The 16,171-nt window shown below is 65.1% G+C and carries 19 protein-coding genes; 7 read left to right on the forward strand and 12 right to left on the reverse strand.

From position 1 onward, the window contains the following. The first annotated feature begins 443 nt into the window (after nucleotides 1-443). Entirely contained in the window at nucleotides 444-1,325 is an 882-nt protein-coding gene (locus QW861_RS29230) for a hypothetical protein (protein WP_316193821.1), read from the forward strand. Nucleotides 1,326-1,348: 23 nt separating this feature from the next. On the opposite strand, the gene QW861_RS29235 is transcribed toward QW861_RS29230, so the two are convergent. The 5 genes from QW861_RS29235 to QW861_RS29255 all read right to left on the reverse strand — a co-directional run bounded on the left by QW861_RS29235 (nucleotide 1,349) and on the right by QW861_RS29255 (nucleotide 5,605). Then, nucleotides 1,349-1,507, reverse strand: a complete 159-nt coding sequence (locus QW861_RS29235) for a hypothetical protein (protein WP_316193822.1) — start codon at nucleotides 1,505-1,507, stop codon at nucleotides 1,349-1,351. Between the two features lie 976 nt (nucleotides 1,508-2,483). Then, nucleotides 2,484-2,780: a hypothetical protein gene (locus QW861_RS29240; RefSeq protein WP_315753123.1), complete on the reverse strand. Its 297-nt coding sequence runs from the start codon at nucleotides 2,778-2,780 to the stop codon at nucleotides 2,484-2,486. A 120-nt stretch (nucleotides 2,781-2,900) separates the two neighbouring features. Then, a complete protein-coding gene (locus tag QW861_RS29245) occupies nucleotides 2,901-3,452 on the reverse strand; it encodes a septation protein IspZ (protein WP_315753122.1) in 552 nt (183 codons plus the stop codon). Between the two features lie 25 nt (nucleotides 3,453-3,477). Beyond that, entirely contained in the window at nucleotides 3,478-4,062 is a 585-nt protein-coding gene (locus tag QW861_RS29250; protein ID WP_316193823.1) for a hypothetical protein, read from the reverse strand. A gap of 115 nt (nucleotides 4,063-4,177) precedes the next feature. Continuing rightward, on the reverse strand, nucleotides 4,178-5,605 hold the full coding sequence (locus QW861_RS29255; RefSeq protein WP_316193824.1) for a carotenoid oxygenase family protein: 1,428 nt from the start codon (nucleotides 5,603-5,605) through the stop codon (nucleotides 4,178-4,180). Nucleotides 5,606-5,741: 136 nt separating this feature from the next. On the opposite strand from QW861_RS29255, the gene QW861_RS29260 reads away from it, so the two are divergent. Both QW861_RS29260 and QW861_RS29265 read left to right on the forward strand, forming a co-directional pair. Next, a complete protein-coding gene (locus QW861_RS29260) occupies nucleotides 5,742-6,458 on the forward strand; it encodes a TetR/AcrR family transcriptional regulator (protein ID WP_315716048.1) in 717 nt (238 codons plus the stop codon). Between the two features lie 45 nt (nucleotides 6,459-6,503). After that, nucleotides 6,504-6,809, forward strand: a complete 306-nt coding sequence (locus QW861_RS29265) for a hypothetical protein (RefSeq protein ID WP_315768187.1) — start codon at nucleotides 6,504-6,506, stop codon at nucleotides 6,807-6,809. Here QW861_RS29265 and QW861_RS29270 read toward each other — a convergent pair. Beyond that, complete coding sequence (locus QW861_RS29270; RefSeq protein ID WP_316193825.1) at nucleotides 6,806-7,429, reverse strand: hypothetical protein; 624 nt, start codon at nucleotides 7,427-7,429, stop codon at nucleotides 6,806-6,808. The genes QW861_RS29265 and QW861_RS29270 overlap by 4 nt on opposite strands. Nucleotides 7,430-7,575: 146 nt before the next feature. Between QW861_RS29270 and QW861_RS29275 the strand changes: the two genes are divergently transcribed. Then, nucleotides 7,576-8,241 (forward strand): SET domain-containing protein, encoded by a 666-nt coding sequence (locus QW861_RS29275; protein WP_315753117.1) that lies wholly within the window; start codon nucleotides 7,576-7,578, stop codon nucleotides 8,239-8,241. Between the two features lie 25 nt (nucleotides 8,242-8,266). Here the strand turns inward: QW861_RS29275 and QW861_RS29280 are convergent, their stop codons facing one another. From QW861_RS29280 to QW861_RS29290, 3 genes are all read right to left on the reverse strand, one after another. Then, a complete protein-coding gene (locus tag QW861_RS29280) occupies nucleotides 8,267-8,884 on the reverse strand; it encodes a class I SAM-dependent methyltransferase (RefSeq protein WP_315753116.1) in 618 nt (205 codons plus the stop codon). Between the two features lie 120 nt (nucleotides 8,885-9,004). Next, entirely contained in the window at nucleotides 9,005-9,403 is a 399-nt protein-coding gene (locus QW861_RS29285) for a hypothetical protein (RefSeq protein ID WP_315753115.1), read from the reverse strand. Between the two features lie 27 nt (nucleotides 9,404-9,430). Beyond that, complete coding sequence (locus QW861_RS29290; protein ID WP_315716053.1) at nucleotides 9,431-9,655, reverse strand: hypothetical protein; 225 nt, start codon at nucleotides 9,653-9,655, stop codon at nucleotides 9,431-9,433. Nucleotides 9,656-9,755: 100 nt separating this feature from the next. Here QW861_RS29290 and QW861_RS29295 point away from each other — a divergent pair, with 100 nt between their 5' ends. Both QW861_RS29295 and QW861_RS29300 read left to right on the forward strand, forming a co-directional pair. After that, complete coding sequence (locus tag QW861_RS29295; protein ID WP_315716054.1) at nucleotides 9,756-10,574, forward strand: helix-turn-helix transcriptional regulator; 819 nt, start codon at nucleotides 9,756-9,758, stop codon at nucleotides 10,572-10,574. 66 nt (nucleotides 10,575-10,640) lie between these two features. Next, nucleotides 10,641-11,306, forward strand: a complete 666-nt coding sequence (locus QW861_RS29300; protein WP_315716055.1) for a DsbA family oxidoreductase — start codon at nucleotides 10,641-10,643, stop codon at nucleotides 11,304-11,306. On the opposite strand, the gene QW861_RS29305 is transcribed toward QW861_RS29300, so the two are convergent. The 3 genes from QW861_RS29305 to QW861_RS29315 form a co-directional block, all read right to left on the reverse strand. Then, nucleotides 11,284-12,519 carry a GNAT family N-acetyltransferase gene (locus QW861_RS29305; protein WP_315753114.1) on the reverse strand — a complete coding sequence of 412 codons (1,236 nt, stop codon included), beginning with the start codon at nucleotides 12,517-12,519 and terminating at the stop codon, nucleotides 11,284-11,286. The two genes, QW861_RS29300 and QW861_RS29305, sit on opposite strands and share 23 nt — an antisense overlap. A 137-nt stretch (nucleotides 12,520-12,656) precedes the next feature. Further along, on the reverse strand, nucleotides 12,657-13,703 hold the full coding sequence (locus QW861_RS29310) for an HD-GYP domain-containing protein (RefSeq protein WP_315753113.1): 1,047 nt from the start codon (nucleotides 13,701-13,703) through the stop codon (nucleotides 12,657-12,659). Nucleotides 13,704-13,911: 208 nt separating this feature from the next. After that, entirely contained in the window at nucleotides 13,912-14,334 is a 423-nt protein-coding gene (locus QW861_RS29315; protein ID WP_315753112.1) for a hypothetical protein, read from the reverse strand. Nucleotides 14,335-14,556: 222 nt separating this feature from the next. Between QW861_RS29315 and QW861_RS29320 the strand changes: the two genes are divergently transcribed. Continuing rightward, a complete protein-coding gene (locus QW861_RS29320) occupies nucleotides 14,557-16,068 on the forward strand; it encodes a caspase family protein (RefSeq protein WP_315753111.1) in 1,512 nt (503 codons plus the stop codon). The last annotated feature ends 103 nt before the right edge of the window (nucleotides 16,069-16,171 follow it).

The raw sequence follows: 16,171 nt of genomic DNA on the forward strand, positions 1-16,171 counted from the left end.
CTGCAAAGCGTATATTCTGATTTGGTCATCGGCCCGGGGCGCAATCTCGGGTGGGTGGCTAGGGATCGCTGAGGCTGCAACCAAAGCGGTCCCACTTATTCGGTGACTCAGGGCGCCGGATTCGGACCGGCATTTCCACGCTTGTAGGGGCGGCTGTCCTGCCGTTAGACGAGCCCTGAAAACTAGAGCCGATTGCAGGGCCGCTTGCGTTCCTTTCTCAGGGGTAGCGCAGCGGCCCTTCCTTTTCTCCCGCCCCCTAGCTCGGCTAGCGCATCGGGGGCTCAAACCCTCCTGAACATGTCAGTCTCCATTCCAGCCCGCGCATACTGCATGTCCTGAAATCTTCCGTCAAGGGTGTGTGAAATTTTTCCCCTTAAGTTTTGAATTTCAGTCTGGCACGGAACGCAAGGGTCGGATATATGTCTCTCCGACAGGAGGGCACTATGGCTGACGTGGAATCGGGGCAGCGCTTCCCCTTTATCAACTTGGAGAAGGCAATAGGTCGGGCGAGCGAGCTTTACGGCGCCGACCAGCGCGGCGGCGAAATGTCCATCGCTGGTGCGTTCTCGGTTTGGGGATACAGCGAAAAAAGCAGCGGCGGCCATCAAACGGTCGCGGCGCTGAAAGCTTATGGATTGCTTTTGGCACCGCAGCCGGGAAAAATTCAACTCTCCAAGGATGCGCTAGCCTACTTCCGTGACGAGCGGGACGAGCCGCGCAATAAGTTGCTTCAAGGCTTCGCGCGCAAGCCGCCTATGATGCGCTCGCTATGGAATGCTTGGGGGGCTCAGCCACCAGCGGATACTTTGGCGCGAAGTCATCTCAAGGTGGACCGCGGTCTGAGCGAGCAATCAGCGCGGGCATTATTGGGAATTTACAAGGAAAATATCGCCTTTGCGAACCTCAAGGGTGATGATAAGATTCCTGAACTTGATCTGGGCATTAAGGTGGATGACCCGCCAGCTCCGAAGGTGAAATTGGGCGATATCGTTCAATGGACATCAGGTGGCGTCGATCAGTTAGATCCCCCGGCTCGGGTTATGTGGATTTCCGAAGATGGTAACCATCTTCGCGTCCACGGCAGTTTGACGGGTATTCCAATGAATGAAGTGAGTGTTGTGGCCGCCCCACCACCCAAACCGATCACGCCAACACCGCCTGTGGTCACGGACGCTGTGAATAGTAATGCAGACATCAGCGTCCTCTTGAAGGATGGGCGGCTAGAGATTGCTGCAACTGTTGATGCCGATGGCCTCAAGACGCTTAAAGAAATGCTTGTGCGATACGAAGGCATTCTGGAGCTATTGAAGCCCAAGACACAATGAAGTAGGCCGCCAACTGAGGTGGCCTACTTCGTACCCTGCTGCTTGGCTTCAAGCTCTTTCACCGCGTTGCCAATCTCCTCAACGTGGTGGGTAAGGGCACCCAAAGACTGTTCAAGCTTGGCTAGCCTCGACCTTAGCCACGCCAGTTTTTCGCGGTCGGAAAAGTCGTTCCAAGCTGACATTCGGCGCTCCGATTGCGGTTCGTCTTGGGCGCAACCATAAGGCAACTTAGGACACTCCCAAAATCAAACTAGGACATCAGGGGATAAATACGGACATCACCCAGTGCGGCGAGCCCGTAACCCATTAACCCATTTCGCCGGGCGCATTGCAGCGCGATGGATTCCGGGCTCGTGCTTCGCACGCCCCGGAATGACGGAGGAGAGCGTGTCGCGTCATTCCGGCGGGGAGGCGAGGCCGTCGGTTTGTTTCCGAAAAAAATAAATCACTTGCCATTTTTCGGAAATCGTGGTTTCCTCTCGCCATCCCGCCTCACTGCGGAGGGGCGTTGCGCGCGATCGTCACGACACGCGAGGCGGGGAGGCGATGGCCGCGATGGAGCCGCAGCGTGTCTTCGGATACGCGGACGAACGGCTTGGCGCGGACGCGAAGTCGCAGCGTCCTGACACCCCGAAGCTGGTGTCACGTTCGTGCGGTGCTGAGCGCATCGCGCGGATCATGGTGGCCAACAAGCCGGCGCACCAGGGAGACTGCGTATAAGCGTGAAGCCATCGCGCAGGGAAGGCCGGGCGTTTCCGGCTGCACCTGTGGTACCTGCCGCCTGCATTTCTTTCGCAGGCGGGCCGCAGGCGTCAGCCGACGCCTGGCCTTCCCTGCGCCCTCTGCATTTGGAGAGGGACATGCCGATGCCATCCCTCGGGCGTTATCAGCCGCGGGGCTGCGTCCGCTTGTCCGGGCTGTTTGAGATGTGAAGCGGGACTGCTGCGATTGAAAATCGGTGTCGTCCCGGGCAAGCCATGAGCGCGCAACAGCGCGATCGTGGCGCCGACCCGAGACCCATGCGCCGCGACTGTCGTGACGGGCGAAAAGCCAATTGCCAGCGTGCCTCGAACCACTCCCTGCGGGTATGGGTCCCCGCTTTCGCGGGGACGACAGCGGAGAGTGTCGATGCGACGCGCCCACGCAAAAGAATAGCGCTCAGCCCCGCGCGCCGGTGAACGGGAAGCTGCCCATGAAGCCGATGCCCATCTCGCCGGAGATGGTGTCGCCGGCGACCTTGCCCTTGAAATCCAGCGTCAGCGGCATCGGGCTGGTGATGGAGACCTTCCAGGCGACGTCGTCGCCGTTGACGGTGCCGTCGAAGATCTCGGCGGAATCGCCTTCCGCGGCCTGGGTCCCCGTCAGCGTCGCGCCCGAGCTCTTCAGGCTCAGGGTCGCGCTGCGCTCGCCCATGGGCGTGTTCAAGGTCAGATTCCAGTTGCCGTCCACAGCCATCGATCGTTCTCCTGGCATTGCGATTTTGCGGACCTCGAGGCAACGATCTCGAGGATGCGTTCGGCCGCCCCTATAGCGCATCTTTGCGCGTAAGCCCATTGCGGCGATCGGATGCAGCGATCAGGCCCGCGCCGCCCTGAGGCGGTTGGCGACCACGAAGCGGAAGGCCATGAACTGCAGCGCGAAGGCCGCGACCTTGGCGCCGCCCGCGACCACGGTGATGTAGAGCACCCACAGCTTGATGTCGCCGGTCATGGCGACCGCGATCGTGCCGAGACCGAGCGCGAACATCAGCGCCGCCCAGGCATAGCCGGCGATGGTGACGTATTCCGGAATGGTCTCCGACACGATCGGCGGCACGTAGCGCAGCATCCAGCCGCGCTTGAGCATGATCAGCCCGATGGCGAAATGGCCGATCGCGGGCTTGGCGAACATGAAGCGGGGGTCATTGGTCAGCAGCGTCACGCCGCCGAGCACGATGACGAGGCCGACGCTGGCATAGGCCATGAAGCTGAGGTTCACGCCCCTGATGCGCGCCCAGACCACCTGCACCACGGCGACGGCGACCGCGGCGGCGGTGGCCAGCACGACATCATCGGTTGCGATGTACAGGATGAAGAACACCGCGGCCGACAGGAAGTCGGCAATCAGCTTGGCAAACACGATTTTCACGCACGTCTCCTGCAGCAGACCCCGGTCACGAATCTTGGCCGGACATTGCGGCGGCAGTCTGCGCTGCCACGTCCTTTGTTCGGCGGTAGTCAGGATACCAGCGCGTGAAATAAAGTGCACTATTGCGGGCGGCAAAGGCGATGGCGAGGCCGGTCCAATAGGGCAGGCCCGGCACGTAGAGCGTCATCAGGTTGCCGACGATCATCAGCAGCGCCGATACGGTCCAGGCGCCGGTGATGACGTAATTGGCGCGCAGGAAGCCCGGAATCGCCGCGGTTTCCGGCGGTACGGCCTCGAGCGCATATTGCAGCGTGAACGGTGCGCGCAGCAGCATCGAGCCGAGCGACAGCGCGAAAATGCCGCAGTCGACCGCAAGACGCACCGCGGATGCGCTGAGGGTCGGATCGATGAGGCCGAGGTAGGCGGCTACGCTTGCGAACACGATCGCCGAGCCCAGGCCGAGAATCTTGATCGAGCGTCCCTTGACGACGTCGACCGCGACAACGACCAGGCACATCGCCGTGGCCACGGCCAGGCTGAGCGTGGCCGAGACCACCGTCATCAGCGCCGCGTAGACGCCGTAGGGCGCGAGGATAAAGAAGATCGTCATGGGGTTTGCAGGCCAATCTTTACATTGCCAAGATTACTAGGGCCTGGACGTTGCCGGGTCAAGCAAATCTTGACAGTGTCAAAATTTCGTGAGACCGCAGGTTAGCTCAGGTTTATCAATGGCTTGTATTTTCAGCGCCGACCCAATTGCCGTGGAAGCCATCGGGCACGCGGTGGCCGAGATGAACCAGGGCCACCGGACCGCCGCCGATGTCGGTGGCGTTGAACACGGCGAGGTCGCTGGTGTTGGAGCCGGCACGCCAGACCACGGTCAGCAGCCAGCCGTCGCCCTCGGCGGCATCGCGGCTGCGCGGCACGAATACCGGCTCGGACAGGGTGTCGCCGGCGGGCAGCAGATGCGTCGCCTGGCGCGTGCCGGCGCCGTCGACATGGGCGAGGCCGGACAGCGCCCCGAACAGCGGGCCGTCCGGATTGGCGCAGGCGTACCAGCCATGGCCGCTCTTGAGCCCGGCGCGGCGGTCGTCGATGCGGGGGAATTCACCGGTGAGGTCGTCGAGATAGCTCTGGGTGAAACGGTCGGTGTTGCCGGCGAGATCGAAGCTCCAGCGGCACAGCCGCGCGACCGACTTGGCCGGATCGGTCGGACGTCCGTCGGGATGCGGAAACAGCGGCGCTTCCTCGAACTGCATGACGTCGGCAATGATCCGGCTGCCGTCCTCCCAGGCATTCATGATGTGGAAGACGTAGCAGGCGTCACCGCGAAACCAGACGATGTCCTTGATGTCGCCGCTGCGCTTCATCACACCGACATAGGCGCCCTTGTCGGGCTCCCAGGCATAAGGCGGCTTGCCGGACATTGCGCGCTCGATGCTGCCGGTGAGCGGCAGGATTGGAAACAGCACGTGATTGGCCGTGACGATGAAGTCGTGCACCATGCTGGCATAGGGCGCCTCGAAACGATTGAGACGCGTCAGCTTGCCGGCCGCATCGACCGTGCCGTAGGACAGCGCCGGCGTCAGCGGACCGGCGGCGTTGTAGCCGAAGAACAGCAACTCGCCGGTGACCGGATCGGTCTTCGGATGCGCGGTGAAGGCGCCGCGCAGGCGGCCGCCGAAATCGTGATAGCCGCGGGTGGCGAGCGTGCCCGGCTCGATCTCGGTCGGCAGATGCGCCTCCTCGAGCGCGAGCAGGCGGCCGGCATGGGCGATGATGTTGGTGTTGGCAACGCCGCCATCGGTGACTTCGGCTGGCGCGTCCGGCAGCCTGCGGCCGAAGCCGCCGAACAGCGCACGCCCCGCGCGGCGCTCGGCCTCGAATTTCGGGGTGCGGATCCAGCGGTTGCGATAGGACGCGCGGCCGTTCTCCAGATGGAACGCGTGCAGCATGCCGTCGCCGACGAACCAGTGCGAACCCGGCGAGTCGAATTGCGGATTGGGGCCGTTGCGATAGAGCGTGCCGTTCAGCTCACGTGGCAGTTCGCCGGTGACTTTCAGGAACGGCGCGTCGCATTCGAACGGGATCGGCGCGATGTTGTCGCGCGGCGTGAGGCGCTGGCGGGCTGTGTCGTGCAACGGTCCGTTCATCGACTGTCCATTCATGGCGCTTCCTTCCCCTTGGATCCGGCTTTATCTTTACGATGTAAAGATAAAGCTACCGGCCGAGCGCCTGCAGGTCAAGGCTAATCTTTACGCTGTCAAAATTGCTTGTATAAGGAGAGGCATGACGAAGATCGAACAGGCAAGACTGAGCAGGCACCGGACGGCTACGGCGGTGGCCCGGACGCGGTCGCGCCGCGCGGTGAGCGCGGGCGAGCCGGCGGCGCCCTATCATCACGGCGCGCTGCGCGATGCGCTGCTCGAAGCGGCCGAGCGCGTGCTGGAGCGCGACGGGCTGGCCGGACTCACCTTGCGCGCGGTGGCGCGCGAGGCCGGCGTGTCGCATGCGGCGCCGACGCATCATTTCGGCGATCTCACCGGGCTGGTCAGCGAGCTCGCGGCGATCGGCTTCACGCGGTTCAATGCGGCGATGAAAGCGGCCGGCGAGCAGCCCGGCACGCCGATCGAGCGGGCGATGGCGCGGGCCCGCGCCTATGTCGCCTACGCGCAGGCCAATCCCGGCATGTACGGACTGATGTTCCGCACCGAGCGTCTGGATTATTCGCGCCCTTCGCTGCACGAGGCCGCGGAAGCCTCGTTTGCCGGACTCGCGGGATCGGTCGCCGCGCGCAGCGAAGGCCCGGTCGGTGACGAGGAATTGTCGCTCGATCAGTCGGCGGCGATCGCCCGCGCCTGGTCGCTGGTGCATGGCTACACGATGCTGCTGCTCGACGGCCGCCTTGCCGACATTCTGCGCCGTTCGCCGCCGGGCACCACGGCCGAATCGCTGCTGGAGGCGATGCTCCGGGCCACCGTGCCGAAGCTGCCGCCGGGCGCGTAGTTCGACACACCGGAAACCGGGTAGGGGATCGTGCGTTGGCAACGCATGGCACGAACCCCACGCGCTCCCTGGAGCAAGGCCAATCCGCGCAAGCGCGCCGGCAAGGCCTCCGTCCGTCTCACCCCGGCCGAAAAGGCGGCGGCCAAGGCCCGCGCCCGTCGGGCCGGGCGGCGCTATCCCAACCTGGTCGACAATATGCGCGTCGCGGCCAGGAAGGCGGCAAAGACCAAGACCAGTGGCCGCAAGCGGGCGGCGAAATCGAAGACCGGGAAGGGCGCATCGAAGACGGCGAGCAGGCGCACATCCGCCGTGCGCAAGACCGCAAAGTCCGGACGGAAGTCGGCGCGCTAATTGGGCGGCAACGCCAGATCGACGGCCCGGCCGCGCGTGCCGACGATCTTCACCCTGTCCTTGCCGCAGGCAAAGCCTCGCGCCGTCTGGTCAGCCGCCTGCCGCGTCAGTTCGTTGGCATTGGAGTTGGCGGCAGCGTCGACATAGGCGACGTGGCACACCGGTCCGGGCGGCAGCCGGGTCACCACCAGCATCGGCTTGTCCTTCGGCCCCTTGCTGCCTTGATCGTCGTTGTCGGCGATCTGCCAGCGCTGGATGATCGCGAACGGCTTGCCGTCAGCCAGCCTCCATTCGACAGCGTTGCCGGCGGAGTTGAACGGTCCGAACCAGGTCTGAGCAGCCGGCTCCTTGGCGGCCGCGCGGACGTTGCGCCCCACAGACACGGTCTGGCGAAGATCGCCTTCGTTGACGAGCAGAATCAGGCCGTCCTTGCCAGGGCAGGTCTCAGTCGAGCTGTCATCCTCCTGCTTGCCGCCGATGGTGCGGCAGTCCTTGGCGGCGGCCGATGTATAGGCGCTGGCGATGGTCTCTGCAGCCGCCTGTCCGATCCACGCCGTGCAGAGCATCAATGCGACACCGATTCGTCGCGCCACGACGCGATGTGGGAGGAATTCGGACATGCGAGGGCCCCTGATGACCGGAATTCGTCCCTGCGCAGGACGCTGCAAACTGGGGACGGCGCGAAACGGCGGCGGGAAACACCTGACATCGTCGCGAATTTATCCTAGAACGGCGGCCTCGCGAGGTCCATGTCTTCTCATCACTCATGCCTGTCATTCCGCAATCCAAACCCTATCGCATCGGCCGCTCCAAGACGGGGCTTGGTCTGTTCGCCACCCAGCCGATCAAGAAGGGTACCAAGATCATCCGCTATTTCGGTCCGCTTTTGGATTCGAAGAAGGCGGACGAGGACGCGATCGAGAACAAATATCTGTTCGAGCTCGACAAGCGCTGGACCATCGACGGCTCGATCCGAGAGAACGTCGCCCGCTACATCAATCATTCCTGCAAGCCGAACGCCGAGTCCGACGTCAAGCCGCGCAAGAAGAAGATCTTCATCCGGGCCATCAAGAACATCGAGCCCGGCGAGGAGATCAACTACGACTACGGCACGGACTACTTCAAAGCCTATCTGAAGCCGATCGGCTGCAAATGCGACGCCTGCGAGAAGAAGCGGGCCAAGAAGAAGGCCGAGGCGCGCGCCGAGCGGGCGCAGGTGAAGGCGAAGGACGTGCGCAAGGCCGAGAAGAAGGCGAAGAAAAAGGCCGAGAAGCTCGTCAAGGACAAGGCCAAGCAGCGGCCCAAGGCCAGAGCCCAATCGGGCGAGGCGGCTCGCGGCAAAGCCAAGACCCGGCGGCCGGCTGCCGGCAATCGTGGCAGGACCAAATCCACCCCGGCGAAGACGCAGACCAGCCGCGCCAAGGCGGCCTGATCCGATCGGCTCGTGTCCGGATCTCTCAGGACGGCTTCCCGAAGGCCAGCGTCGTCCAGGTGACGCCGGCCGCCCGGTTCTCCGCGCCGAGCGACTCGCCATGCCGGTTGAGCTTGAGCGTCAGCCCGAGCTGCCGCGCGGGCTCAACGATCGTCTCGGCCGCGATCTCGAACATCCGGCGGCCCGGCGGCACCGGACCATGCCGCAACGTCATGATCAGCAGTCCGCCGGGAGCAATCCGCACCGCGACGTTGGGAAGCGCGCGTCGCCGCTGTGCCTCATCGAGATGCATCAGGACGGCGGTCAGCATGACCAGGTCGAACTGCTCGCCACGAGCGGCCAGTGCGGCGAGCTCCGGAAGGCTGTCGTCGATCCAGGTGATCGCAGGCGAGGCATGCAGTTGCATGGCGCCGACGCGCAGTGCTTCGGTCGGCTCGACGGCCACCACCTGATGTCCAAGACCCGCGAACCAGGCGGCGTCGCGGCCCGTGCCCGCGCCGATGTCGAGCACGCGCGCGGGCGCGTTGGGCAGCAGATGAAGCACGGTGGCATGGACCTGTTCCGACGGGATGCTCTCGTAGCGCACGAAGAGATCCTCGGCCTCGGTGGCGTAGCCCTCCGTTCCGATCACCTGAGGCTGCATCGCTACGATCTCCCGTCGATCTCCAATTATGCAGAAGAGGCGTTCGCCGCGCATGTCCAAATATCGGTTTGGCCGTGAGCGCCGGGCCGCTCGATCATGAAGCCCGGCGCTCACCACCGGTCAGGCCGTGACCGCGGCGGCGCTCCGGCGCAAGCCCATATACTGCAATTCGGCGAATAGGCCGGTGCCCACCGCCTGCACTGCGACGAAGATCTCGCCGAGCACGTTCGGTGCGACCAGGCCCGAAAACAGCAGTGCGATGCTGCCGACCGTCCACGCCGCATTGCCGCCGATGACCAGGACGATCAGCGGCCTCGGCGCCACCGGCCGCCAGCCCAGCCAGCCGACGAAGCTCGCGTAGACGACCAGGAACAGGCCGGTCTCGCGCAGCAGCGCGTCGGGCAGTTGCAGCAGCGCCGCCAGCGGCGAGGCGCCGAAGGTGAGCGCGAGCCCGGCAACGCCGCTGAAGGCGGCATCGGCGAGCAGAGCGCGGCGGAGCAGGGCGGACGAGGTGATCATGTCGGGTCTCCTTCGGTTGGGGGCGGTTCAACGGAACCAGGCCAGGAGCTGACGGCGCAGGCGCGCCGGGCGCAGCGAGCGCGCTGCTCTCGTCTCGATCGCGTACACCTGTGCAAAGACGAGGCTGCCCGTGACGTACAGCAGCGGTTCCGGCATGTTGAGCGAGCGCGCCAGCAGCGATGTCGCGAGACCCGCCAGCCATTGGCTGGCGGCGGTGAAGGGAAGGGTCTCGAGATTGCGCTGCCTGCTCATCGTCATCTCCTGTGGTGAGGACGATGACCTGCGCCGGGAGGCATTTCGATTACCTGGCAGGTCATGGAGGTGCTGACGTCAGCGTGTTAGGTCTTGGCTCATGAATGCACAGCTTGCTTCGGCGCGCGCCGACCGCGCCAGACCCGTTCATGTCGGCGAGCACCTGCGGCAATGGCGGCAGCGGCGGCATCTGTCCCAGCTCGATCTCGCGCTCGATGCCGAGATCTCGGCGCGCCATCTGAGCTTCGTGGAAACCGGCCGCGCCGCGCCGTCGCGCGACATGGTCCTCAAACTGGCGGAGCGACTGGACGTGCCCCTGCGCGAACGCAACGTTCTGCTGGTGGCGGCTGGCTACGCGCCCGCCTTCCAGCAGCGCCCGCTGGATGATCCGGCGCTCAAGCAAGCGCGCGAGGCGATGAACCTCGTGCTCAAGGCCCACGAGCCCAACCCTGCGCTCGCGATCGACCGGCACTGGAACCTGGTCGCGGCGAACCGGATGATCGCGCCGCTGCTGTCAGGTGTCTCCGAGCGGCTGCTTGCGCCGCCCCTGAATGTGCTGCGCGTGGCGCTGCATCCGGAGGGGTTGGCGGCGCGGACGGTGAACCTTGCCGAATGGGCCGGCCATCTGCTGGAGAGACTGCACCGGCAATGCGAGGCAACCGCCGATGCCGGCTTGCTCAAGCTTTATGAGGAGCTGAAGTCCTATCCGATCCCCGCGCGATCGGCGCCGCTCGCGGCCGACAGCGTCGCGATCCCGTTGCGGCTTCGGGTCGGCGATGATGTGCTGAGCTTCTTCTCGACGACGATGGTGTTCGGCACGCCGGTCGATATCACGCTGTCGGAGCTGGCGTTGGAGACCTTCTTTCCGGCCGATGAGCTCACCGCGCTCAGGCTGAAGGAGATGGTTACCTCGCCGTGACCCCGCTTGTGTTGGCCGTGCGCGGGTTTATCTTGGGCGCAGCCATGGGAACCCGGAGGCACGCACATGAGCACCTTGAAGCCGCTGATCATCGATGTCGTCTCCGATGTCGTCTGTCCCTGGTGCTACATCGGCAAGAAGCGCATCGAGGAGGCGCTGAAGCTCGTGCCTGACGTGCCGGTCGAGGTGAACTTTCGGCCGTTCTTCCTCAATCCCTGGGTGCCGCGCGAGGGCATCAGCCGCGAGCAGTACCTCACGACCAAGTTCGGATCGGTTGAAGCCTACAAGGGCATCGCAGGCCGCGTGGTCGCGGCCGCGGAGCAGGAGGGGCTGAGCTATCATCCCGATCGTGTCGCCCGTCAGCCCAACACGATCGATTGTCATCGCCTGATCCGCTGGGCCGGCGAGATCGGCAAGGCGCCCGAGATGAAGCAGCGGCTGATGGAGTTGTATTTCCGCGACGGCGGCGATCTGACCGATGTCGAGGTGCTGGTACAGGCCGCAGCGGAGTGCGGGCTCGATGCCGAGGTGGTCCGCAAGATGCTGGCGACCGACGAGGATGTGGCGCTGGTCTCGGCCCAGGCGCAGGAGGCCGCAGAGAAGGGCATCTCCGGAGTGCCGACCTACGTCTTCGCGCAGAAATACGCCGTCTCCGGCGCGCAGGATCCGCAGATGCTGGCGCGCGCCATCCGGCAGGTGTCGGCGGAGGTCAACGCCGAGGCGGCTGAGTAGTCGGCCGGCGCTTTCGGATGGCGCGGACCGCGTGCACGGCGCGGCGTGCCACGGCGAGGCCTTCGCGTCGCGCAGTCAATGCGCCGTGAATAAGCTCGACGACCGGATCGCGCGTATAGAGCGGGATAATCACGTCGCCGATGGCAAGGCGTTCGCGCCAGATCGGGTTGATCATGGGATGGTCGGGACCGGCGGTGGAGTCGGCGGCGTTGATCTTCGGATCCGCGCAAAGGTGCCGCGTCAGGTCGAGCGTCAGCTGGACACCGGGCGAGTATTTCGCGAAGCGCTCGTCGACGCCGAGCTTGAAGAAAAAGGCGCGATCCTGATGCCGCAATACGACGCCTGCGGCGACGGTGGTGTCGCCCGCGATGAGGCTGATGATCTCGCAGGCCTCGTGCTGTGCCAGCGCCGGTGCAGCGCGTCGGATGAACGCCGCGTCGCCGTCGTGCTGGATCAGCGCAGTGCCGCGACGCCCCTTCCAACCGCTCGCCTCCAACACCAGAAAAGTCTCCAGCGCAGTGGAAACGTCGCCGGGAGAGCGCGCGACCTCGAAGCGGACGTCGCCATGCTCGGCCAGCCGATGACGCAGGCGGCGCAACTCCTTCAGCTTTTTGGCGCCGAGCGCATCATGCAGCACCGTGTCGGCGTCCCCGCTCGCATCGAGCAGGGCCCGGTCATAGGATTGCAGCACGCGCGGGCGCAGATCCACGCGACGAAGCGCCGCCTCGAACGCCTGCATCACGGAGCCTGCCAGCGACATGTCTCGCAGCAGCAGGGCGCGCGCGCCTGTTCGTCGCGCAGCGTCGAGCAGTTGCGCCGCAGCCCGCTCCGCGCTCCTTCTGTCGAGCAGCGGCGTGCACAGCGTGCCGTAGGGATGGCCGCTGGCGAGCGCGGGCAGGGGAAGCCTGCAGGCATGCCATAGAGAGGTCGTGGGCATCAGGCCGATGAGACGCGAGGGCCGATCGTCATCCCATGCGCACAGCGCCGATGTTCCGGTGCGGCCGCGCGCCGTTGCGTTCACCGCGCGCTCCCAACCGGGCAGGTAATAGCCGTTCGGCTCGCGCGCATGCTCCGCCAGATCCTGCCATGCCTGCGGTGAAACGGTCTCGAGCGGCACCAGGTCAGCGGCGCGCACGTGTTCGAGCGGACCGGCCTGCTGGTTCCTTGCCGTCGATGAAGCAGTCGCAATCGCGCGATCGATGATCTCGGCCACGTCCCGATGGTCCCCTCGCGGCGCGGACAACCCACACCGCAGGCGACACTAGCGCAAAGCTGACAAGAGACACTTGCCGTTGGCAGACAATTCGAATCGATGCGTTAACGGCCGGTTCAGCACGTCGCCTGATGCGGTCAGCGGATCAGCGCCACCTCGCGGAAGGCGCCGATCAGCGGCTTCTCGAGCTTGCCCTCCATCCCCTGGAGGATCTCGTAGGCCTTCTCGCGCGTCATCACCGGCTTGTAGCTGCGATATTCGATCAGCGCCGAGAAGATGTCGGAGATGGTGAGGATGCGCGTCAGGTCCGGGATGCTGTCGGCCATCAGCCCATCGGGATAGCCGCTGCCGTCGAGAAATTCGTGATGGTTGCGCACCGCCTTCAGCACTTCGTCGGTGATCGCTGCGTTGTCCTTCAGTGCATCGTAACCGGCCACCGGATGGGTTTCCACCAGCGTGCGTTCCTTGACGTCGAGCCGGCCCGGCTTGTCGAGAATGGTGAGCGGGATCTTGGCCTTGCCGATGTCGTGGAACATCGCGGCCATGTAGAGACGCTCCAGATCCGAACTGTGGACGCCAAGGCTCAAGCCGAAATCCACGGTGATGCCGGTCACGAGCAGGCAGTGTTGATAGGTGCCTTCGTGATGGCGGCGAACGGTGGCAAGCCAATCGGACAGACCGTTTTCCGCTATACAGTCGGCGATCCGCTTGCCCGCCCGCCGGGTCTCCTCGACATCGATCGCTGCACCGCCCAGCACGGCTGCAAACATCGAGGCGATGCAGGACGCGCCGGCAAATGCGGCCTGTCGGTCGTCGACCGCGATGCTCTTGGCCGCAGAACCGGGACGCACATCGAGCAGCTTTCCGAGCAACTGATTGCGGCTCGGCGTGCTCGACAATACACTTGTCGCACCGAGCGCATAGGCCTGGACCGTCGACAGACGGGATTTGTTGTTGGTCAGGAAGATCCGCCGCGGAATACGCGAGAGCCGCTCCGAGATCTCCTTCAATGCGGTGATGTTGTCGACGTGGCGCAGATCGGCGGCCACGACGATCGCGTCGATGTCGCCGCCTTTGAAGTCGGCATCACCGATCAGTTCAGATGTGAGCGAGCAGCGTTCGGCCAGCATGCTGCGAAGCATAGCGAGCTTGGCCGTGTCATCGCCGACGAGGTGAACGTTCATGGAAAACCAGGTCCAGGGTCATTCCGCGTTTAGGCCGCGATGTTCCGCAGGAATTGTTAAATTTGAGCCATTCGTTCGCTGTGCGGTTGCGGATTTGCGTTAGCTAAGAACTAACAATCGGCGACCGGTGCGGTAGCCCGTTCCTGCACGCCCACCGACAGGACGAGTTCCAGCCGACGTGGCGGATCCAACTCGCCTTCGCAGGGAATTACTTCGTCGGCAGGACGGCTTTGTAATCTTCAGAAACACAGTCGTCGCCGGCCGCCGCGCGCCGCCGGTCGATGATCTCGTTGTGCCTGATCAAGAGCCGATAGGTCTGGCGCCGGAGCGCGGTTCCACTGGCGGATATGATCTGAGCCCGCACGCAGGCGGTCCATGTATCGCCGGCATCGGCATGTCGGGCGGATGTGGCCTCGACATCACGTGGCAGCGTCGTTGCGACGAAGATCATGTCGAGATTCTTGCGCACGAGAAGCGCGACATCTGGCGCGGCTTCGGGCTGCGGCGGCTCGGGCGCCTTGGCCCGCATGAAGGCCGGCAGGCGCGCATTGCTGTCGGCGGCGCAGCCGATCAGGAGCAGGGCCGAGAGCAGCCCCGCGAGCAGCCCCACGCGTGACGCAATCCGCCGCATGCCGCATCGTCCCCCATTGCGGCGCGCACGCTAGCGAGAGATCGCGGCATTGCTGCGGGAAACTCGTGCAGCAACGATGTCCGGTCGCGGCCGGCGGCAGTCATGCGCGCGCGAACGGCGCCGGCCGTCCGGCATCGTGCTCACCGGATTGTGCTCGTCGGGATGAACCGGGCCGCGAACCGGCTCGACCAACAGGCACGCCATGAGCAGATTGGATATCCCATGTTTCGGCACGCTCTCAGGGCTGCATTGCTCGCCGGCGGCCTGTTTGCCGGCCTTGCTCCCGCATTGGCTGAAAGCAGCAGGCTGGCGCTGGTGATCGGGCAGTCGGCCTATCGTTCGGTGACGCCGCTGCCGAATCCCGCCAACGATGCCAAGGCAATGGCGAAGATGCTGGGTGAAGCGGGGTTCGACGTGACGACCGCCGCCGATCTGTCGCAGCGGGACCTCAACAGGGAGGTCGGCGACTTCGCCGCCAAGATCGCGGCCAAGGGACCCGACACGGTGGCGCTGGTGTTCTATGCCGGCCACGGACTGCAGATCGACGGCGAGAACTATCTCGTACCCGTGGACGTCGATCCGCGACGTGAAGCCGACATTCCGCTGCAGGCCGTGCGTCTCAACGATCTCCTGAACACGCTCAATTCGGTGCCGAGCCGGATGCGAATCCTGCTGCTCGATGCCTGCCGCAACAATCCGTTTCCCGCCATCAGCCAGAACGCGGGCCGTGGCCTTGCGCTGGTCGACACAAAGACGGGAGCGCCGGGCACCTTCCTGTCCTACTCGACCTCGCCCGGCGCGGAAGCCGAGGATGGCACCGGCGCCAACAGCCCCTATACCACGGCACTGCTGCAGGCGGCGCGGGAGCCGGGCCTTCCCATCGAGCAGGCGTTCAAGCGCGTGCGCGTTGCGGTGAACAAGGTCACCGAGGGCCGGCAGACGCCGTGGGATTCGTCGTCCTTGACGGAGGATTTTCGCTTCGTCGGGTCGGCGGATGGAGGCGCTGCCAATGCCGGCCCGCGGCCGGTCGTCGCCAAGCGCAGCGTCGACGAATGGAAGCGCAGCCTGGAGGGCAAGCCGATCGAGGCCGCCAACGAAATCATCGTCGGCGACGGCAGCGTCGAGGCGTATGAGGCCTTCGTGACGCTCTACACCGCGCCGCCCTATGGCCCGCAGGCGCGCGAATGGCTCGACCTCCACAACAGGATGGCAGCCTGGAACGAGGCGGTGCTGATCAATACGGTGGCGTCCTATCAGGGCTTTCTCGACCGCTATCCGAACAGCGACCTGACCCCGACCGCGCGCAAGCTGATCGAGCGCCTGCGCAACCGGCCCGTGGTGACGCCGGTGGTGGCGGCCGCCAATGCGGCGATCCCGGCCGCCGCTTCGGCAACCCTGCCGGTCGTGCCGGCCGTAGCCGCGGCAGGCCCGACCTGCCCATGCTCGCAGACGCCTCCGCCGGCTCGGAAGTCTGAGACGCCGAAGCGGGTCGAAGAGAAGCCGGCGAGGAAGCGCGACGAGGACCCTCCCAAGCGCGCCGGCCGCACGCCCCGACGCGACCCTGACGACGATGTCGTCGTCTACGCGCCACCGCCTCCGCCGCGCGCGTATTATGGACCGCCGGTGCGCGTGGCGCCGCCGGTCAGTATCGGGATCGGCATCGGCGGCGGCTATGGCGGTGGCTATGGGCGGGCACCTCAGAACTATCCGACACGGCGCGGCTATGGCTACTGAAGCTGGCTGACGTCTGCGCATCGATGTGGCCGCCCGCAAGGGCGGCCACTGATGTTTGGCGGGGGACGTTCGTTGGGGTCATCCTCTCGGTTCTGCCATTCGT

The sequence above is a fragment of the Bradyrhizobium sp. SZCCHNRI1029 genome (assembly GCF_032487555.1).
Taxonomy (GTDB): Bacteria; Pseudomonadota; Alphaproteobacteria; order Rhizobiales; family Xanthobacteraceae; genus Bradyrhizobium.

What these genes read in the sequence shown, in the direction of transcription:
- QW861_RS29230 (WP_316193821.1), top strand. Translation starts at nt 444, where the DNA reads ATGGCTGACGTGGAATCGGGGCAGCGCTTCCCCTTTATCAACTTGGAG.
- QW861_RS29235 (WP_316193822.1), bottom strand. Translation starts at nt 1,507, where the DNA reads ATGTCAGCTTGGAACGACTTTTCCGACCGCGAAAAACTGGCGTGGCTA.
- QW861_RS29240 (WP_315753123.1), bottom strand. Translation starts at nt 2,780, where the DNA reads ATGGCTGTGGACGGCAACTGGAATCTGACCTTGAACACGCCCATGGGC.
- QW861_RS29250 (WP_316193823.1), bottom strand. Translation starts at nt 4,062, where the DNA reads ATGACGATCTTCTTTATCCTCGCGCCCTACGGCGTCTACGCGGCGCTG.
- QW861_RS29255 (WP_316193824.1), bottom strand. Translation starts at nt 5,605, where the DNA reads ATGAACGGACCGTTGCACGACACAGCCCGCCAGCGCCTCACGCCGCGC.
- QW861_RS29260 (WP_315716048.1), top strand. Translation starts at nt 5,742, where the DNA reads ATGACGAAGATCGAACAGGCAAGACTGAGCAGGCACCGGACGGCTACG.
- QW861_RS29265 (WP_315768187.1), top strand. Translation starts at nt 6,504, where the DNA reads ATGGCACGAACCCCACGCGCTCCCTGGAGCAAGGCCAATCCGCGCAAG.
- QW861_RS29270 (WP_316193825.1), bottom strand. Translation starts at nt 7,429, where the DNA reads ATGTCCGAATTCCTCCCACATCGCGTCGTGGCGCGACGAATCGGTGTC.
- QW861_RS29275 (WP_315753117.1), top strand. Translation starts at nt 7,576, where the DNA reads ATGCCTGTCATTCCGCAATCCAAACCCTATCGCATCGGCCGCTCCAAG.
- QW861_RS29280 (WP_315753116.1), bottom strand. Translation starts at nt 8,884, where the DNA reads ATGCAGCCTCAGGTGATCGGAACGGAGGGCTACGCCACCGAGGCCGAG.
- QW861_RS29285 (WP_315753115.1), bottom strand. Translation starts at nt 9,403, where the DNA reads ATGATCACCTCGTCCGCCCTGCTCCGCCGCGCTCTGCTCGCCGATGCC.
- QW861_RS29290 (WP_315716053.1), bottom strand. Translation starts at nt 9,655, where the DNA reads ATGAGCAGGCAGCGCAATCTCGAGACCCTTCCCTTCACCGCCGCCAGC.
- QW861_RS29295 (WP_315716054.1), top strand. Translation starts at nt 9,756, where the DNA reads ATGAATGCACAGCTTGCTTCGGCGCGCGCCGACCGCGCCAGACCCGTT.
- QW861_RS29300 (WP_315716055.1), top strand. Translation starts at nt 10,641, where the DNA reads ATGAGCACCTTGAAGCCGCTGATCATCGATGTCGTCTCCGATGTCGTC.
- QW861_RS29310 (WP_315753113.1), bottom strand. Translation starts at nt 13,703, where the DNA reads ATGAACGTTCACCTCGTCGGCGATGACACGGCCAAGCTCGCTATGCTT.
- QW861_RS29315 (WP_315753112.1), bottom strand. Translation starts at nt 14,334, where the DNA reads ATGCGGCGGATTGCGTCACGCGTGGGGCTGCTCGCGGGGCTGCTCTCG.
- QW861_RS29320 (WP_315753111.1), top strand. Translation starts at nt 14,557, where the DNA reads ATGTTTCGGCACGCTCTCAGGGCTGCATTGCTCGCCGGCGGCCTGTTT.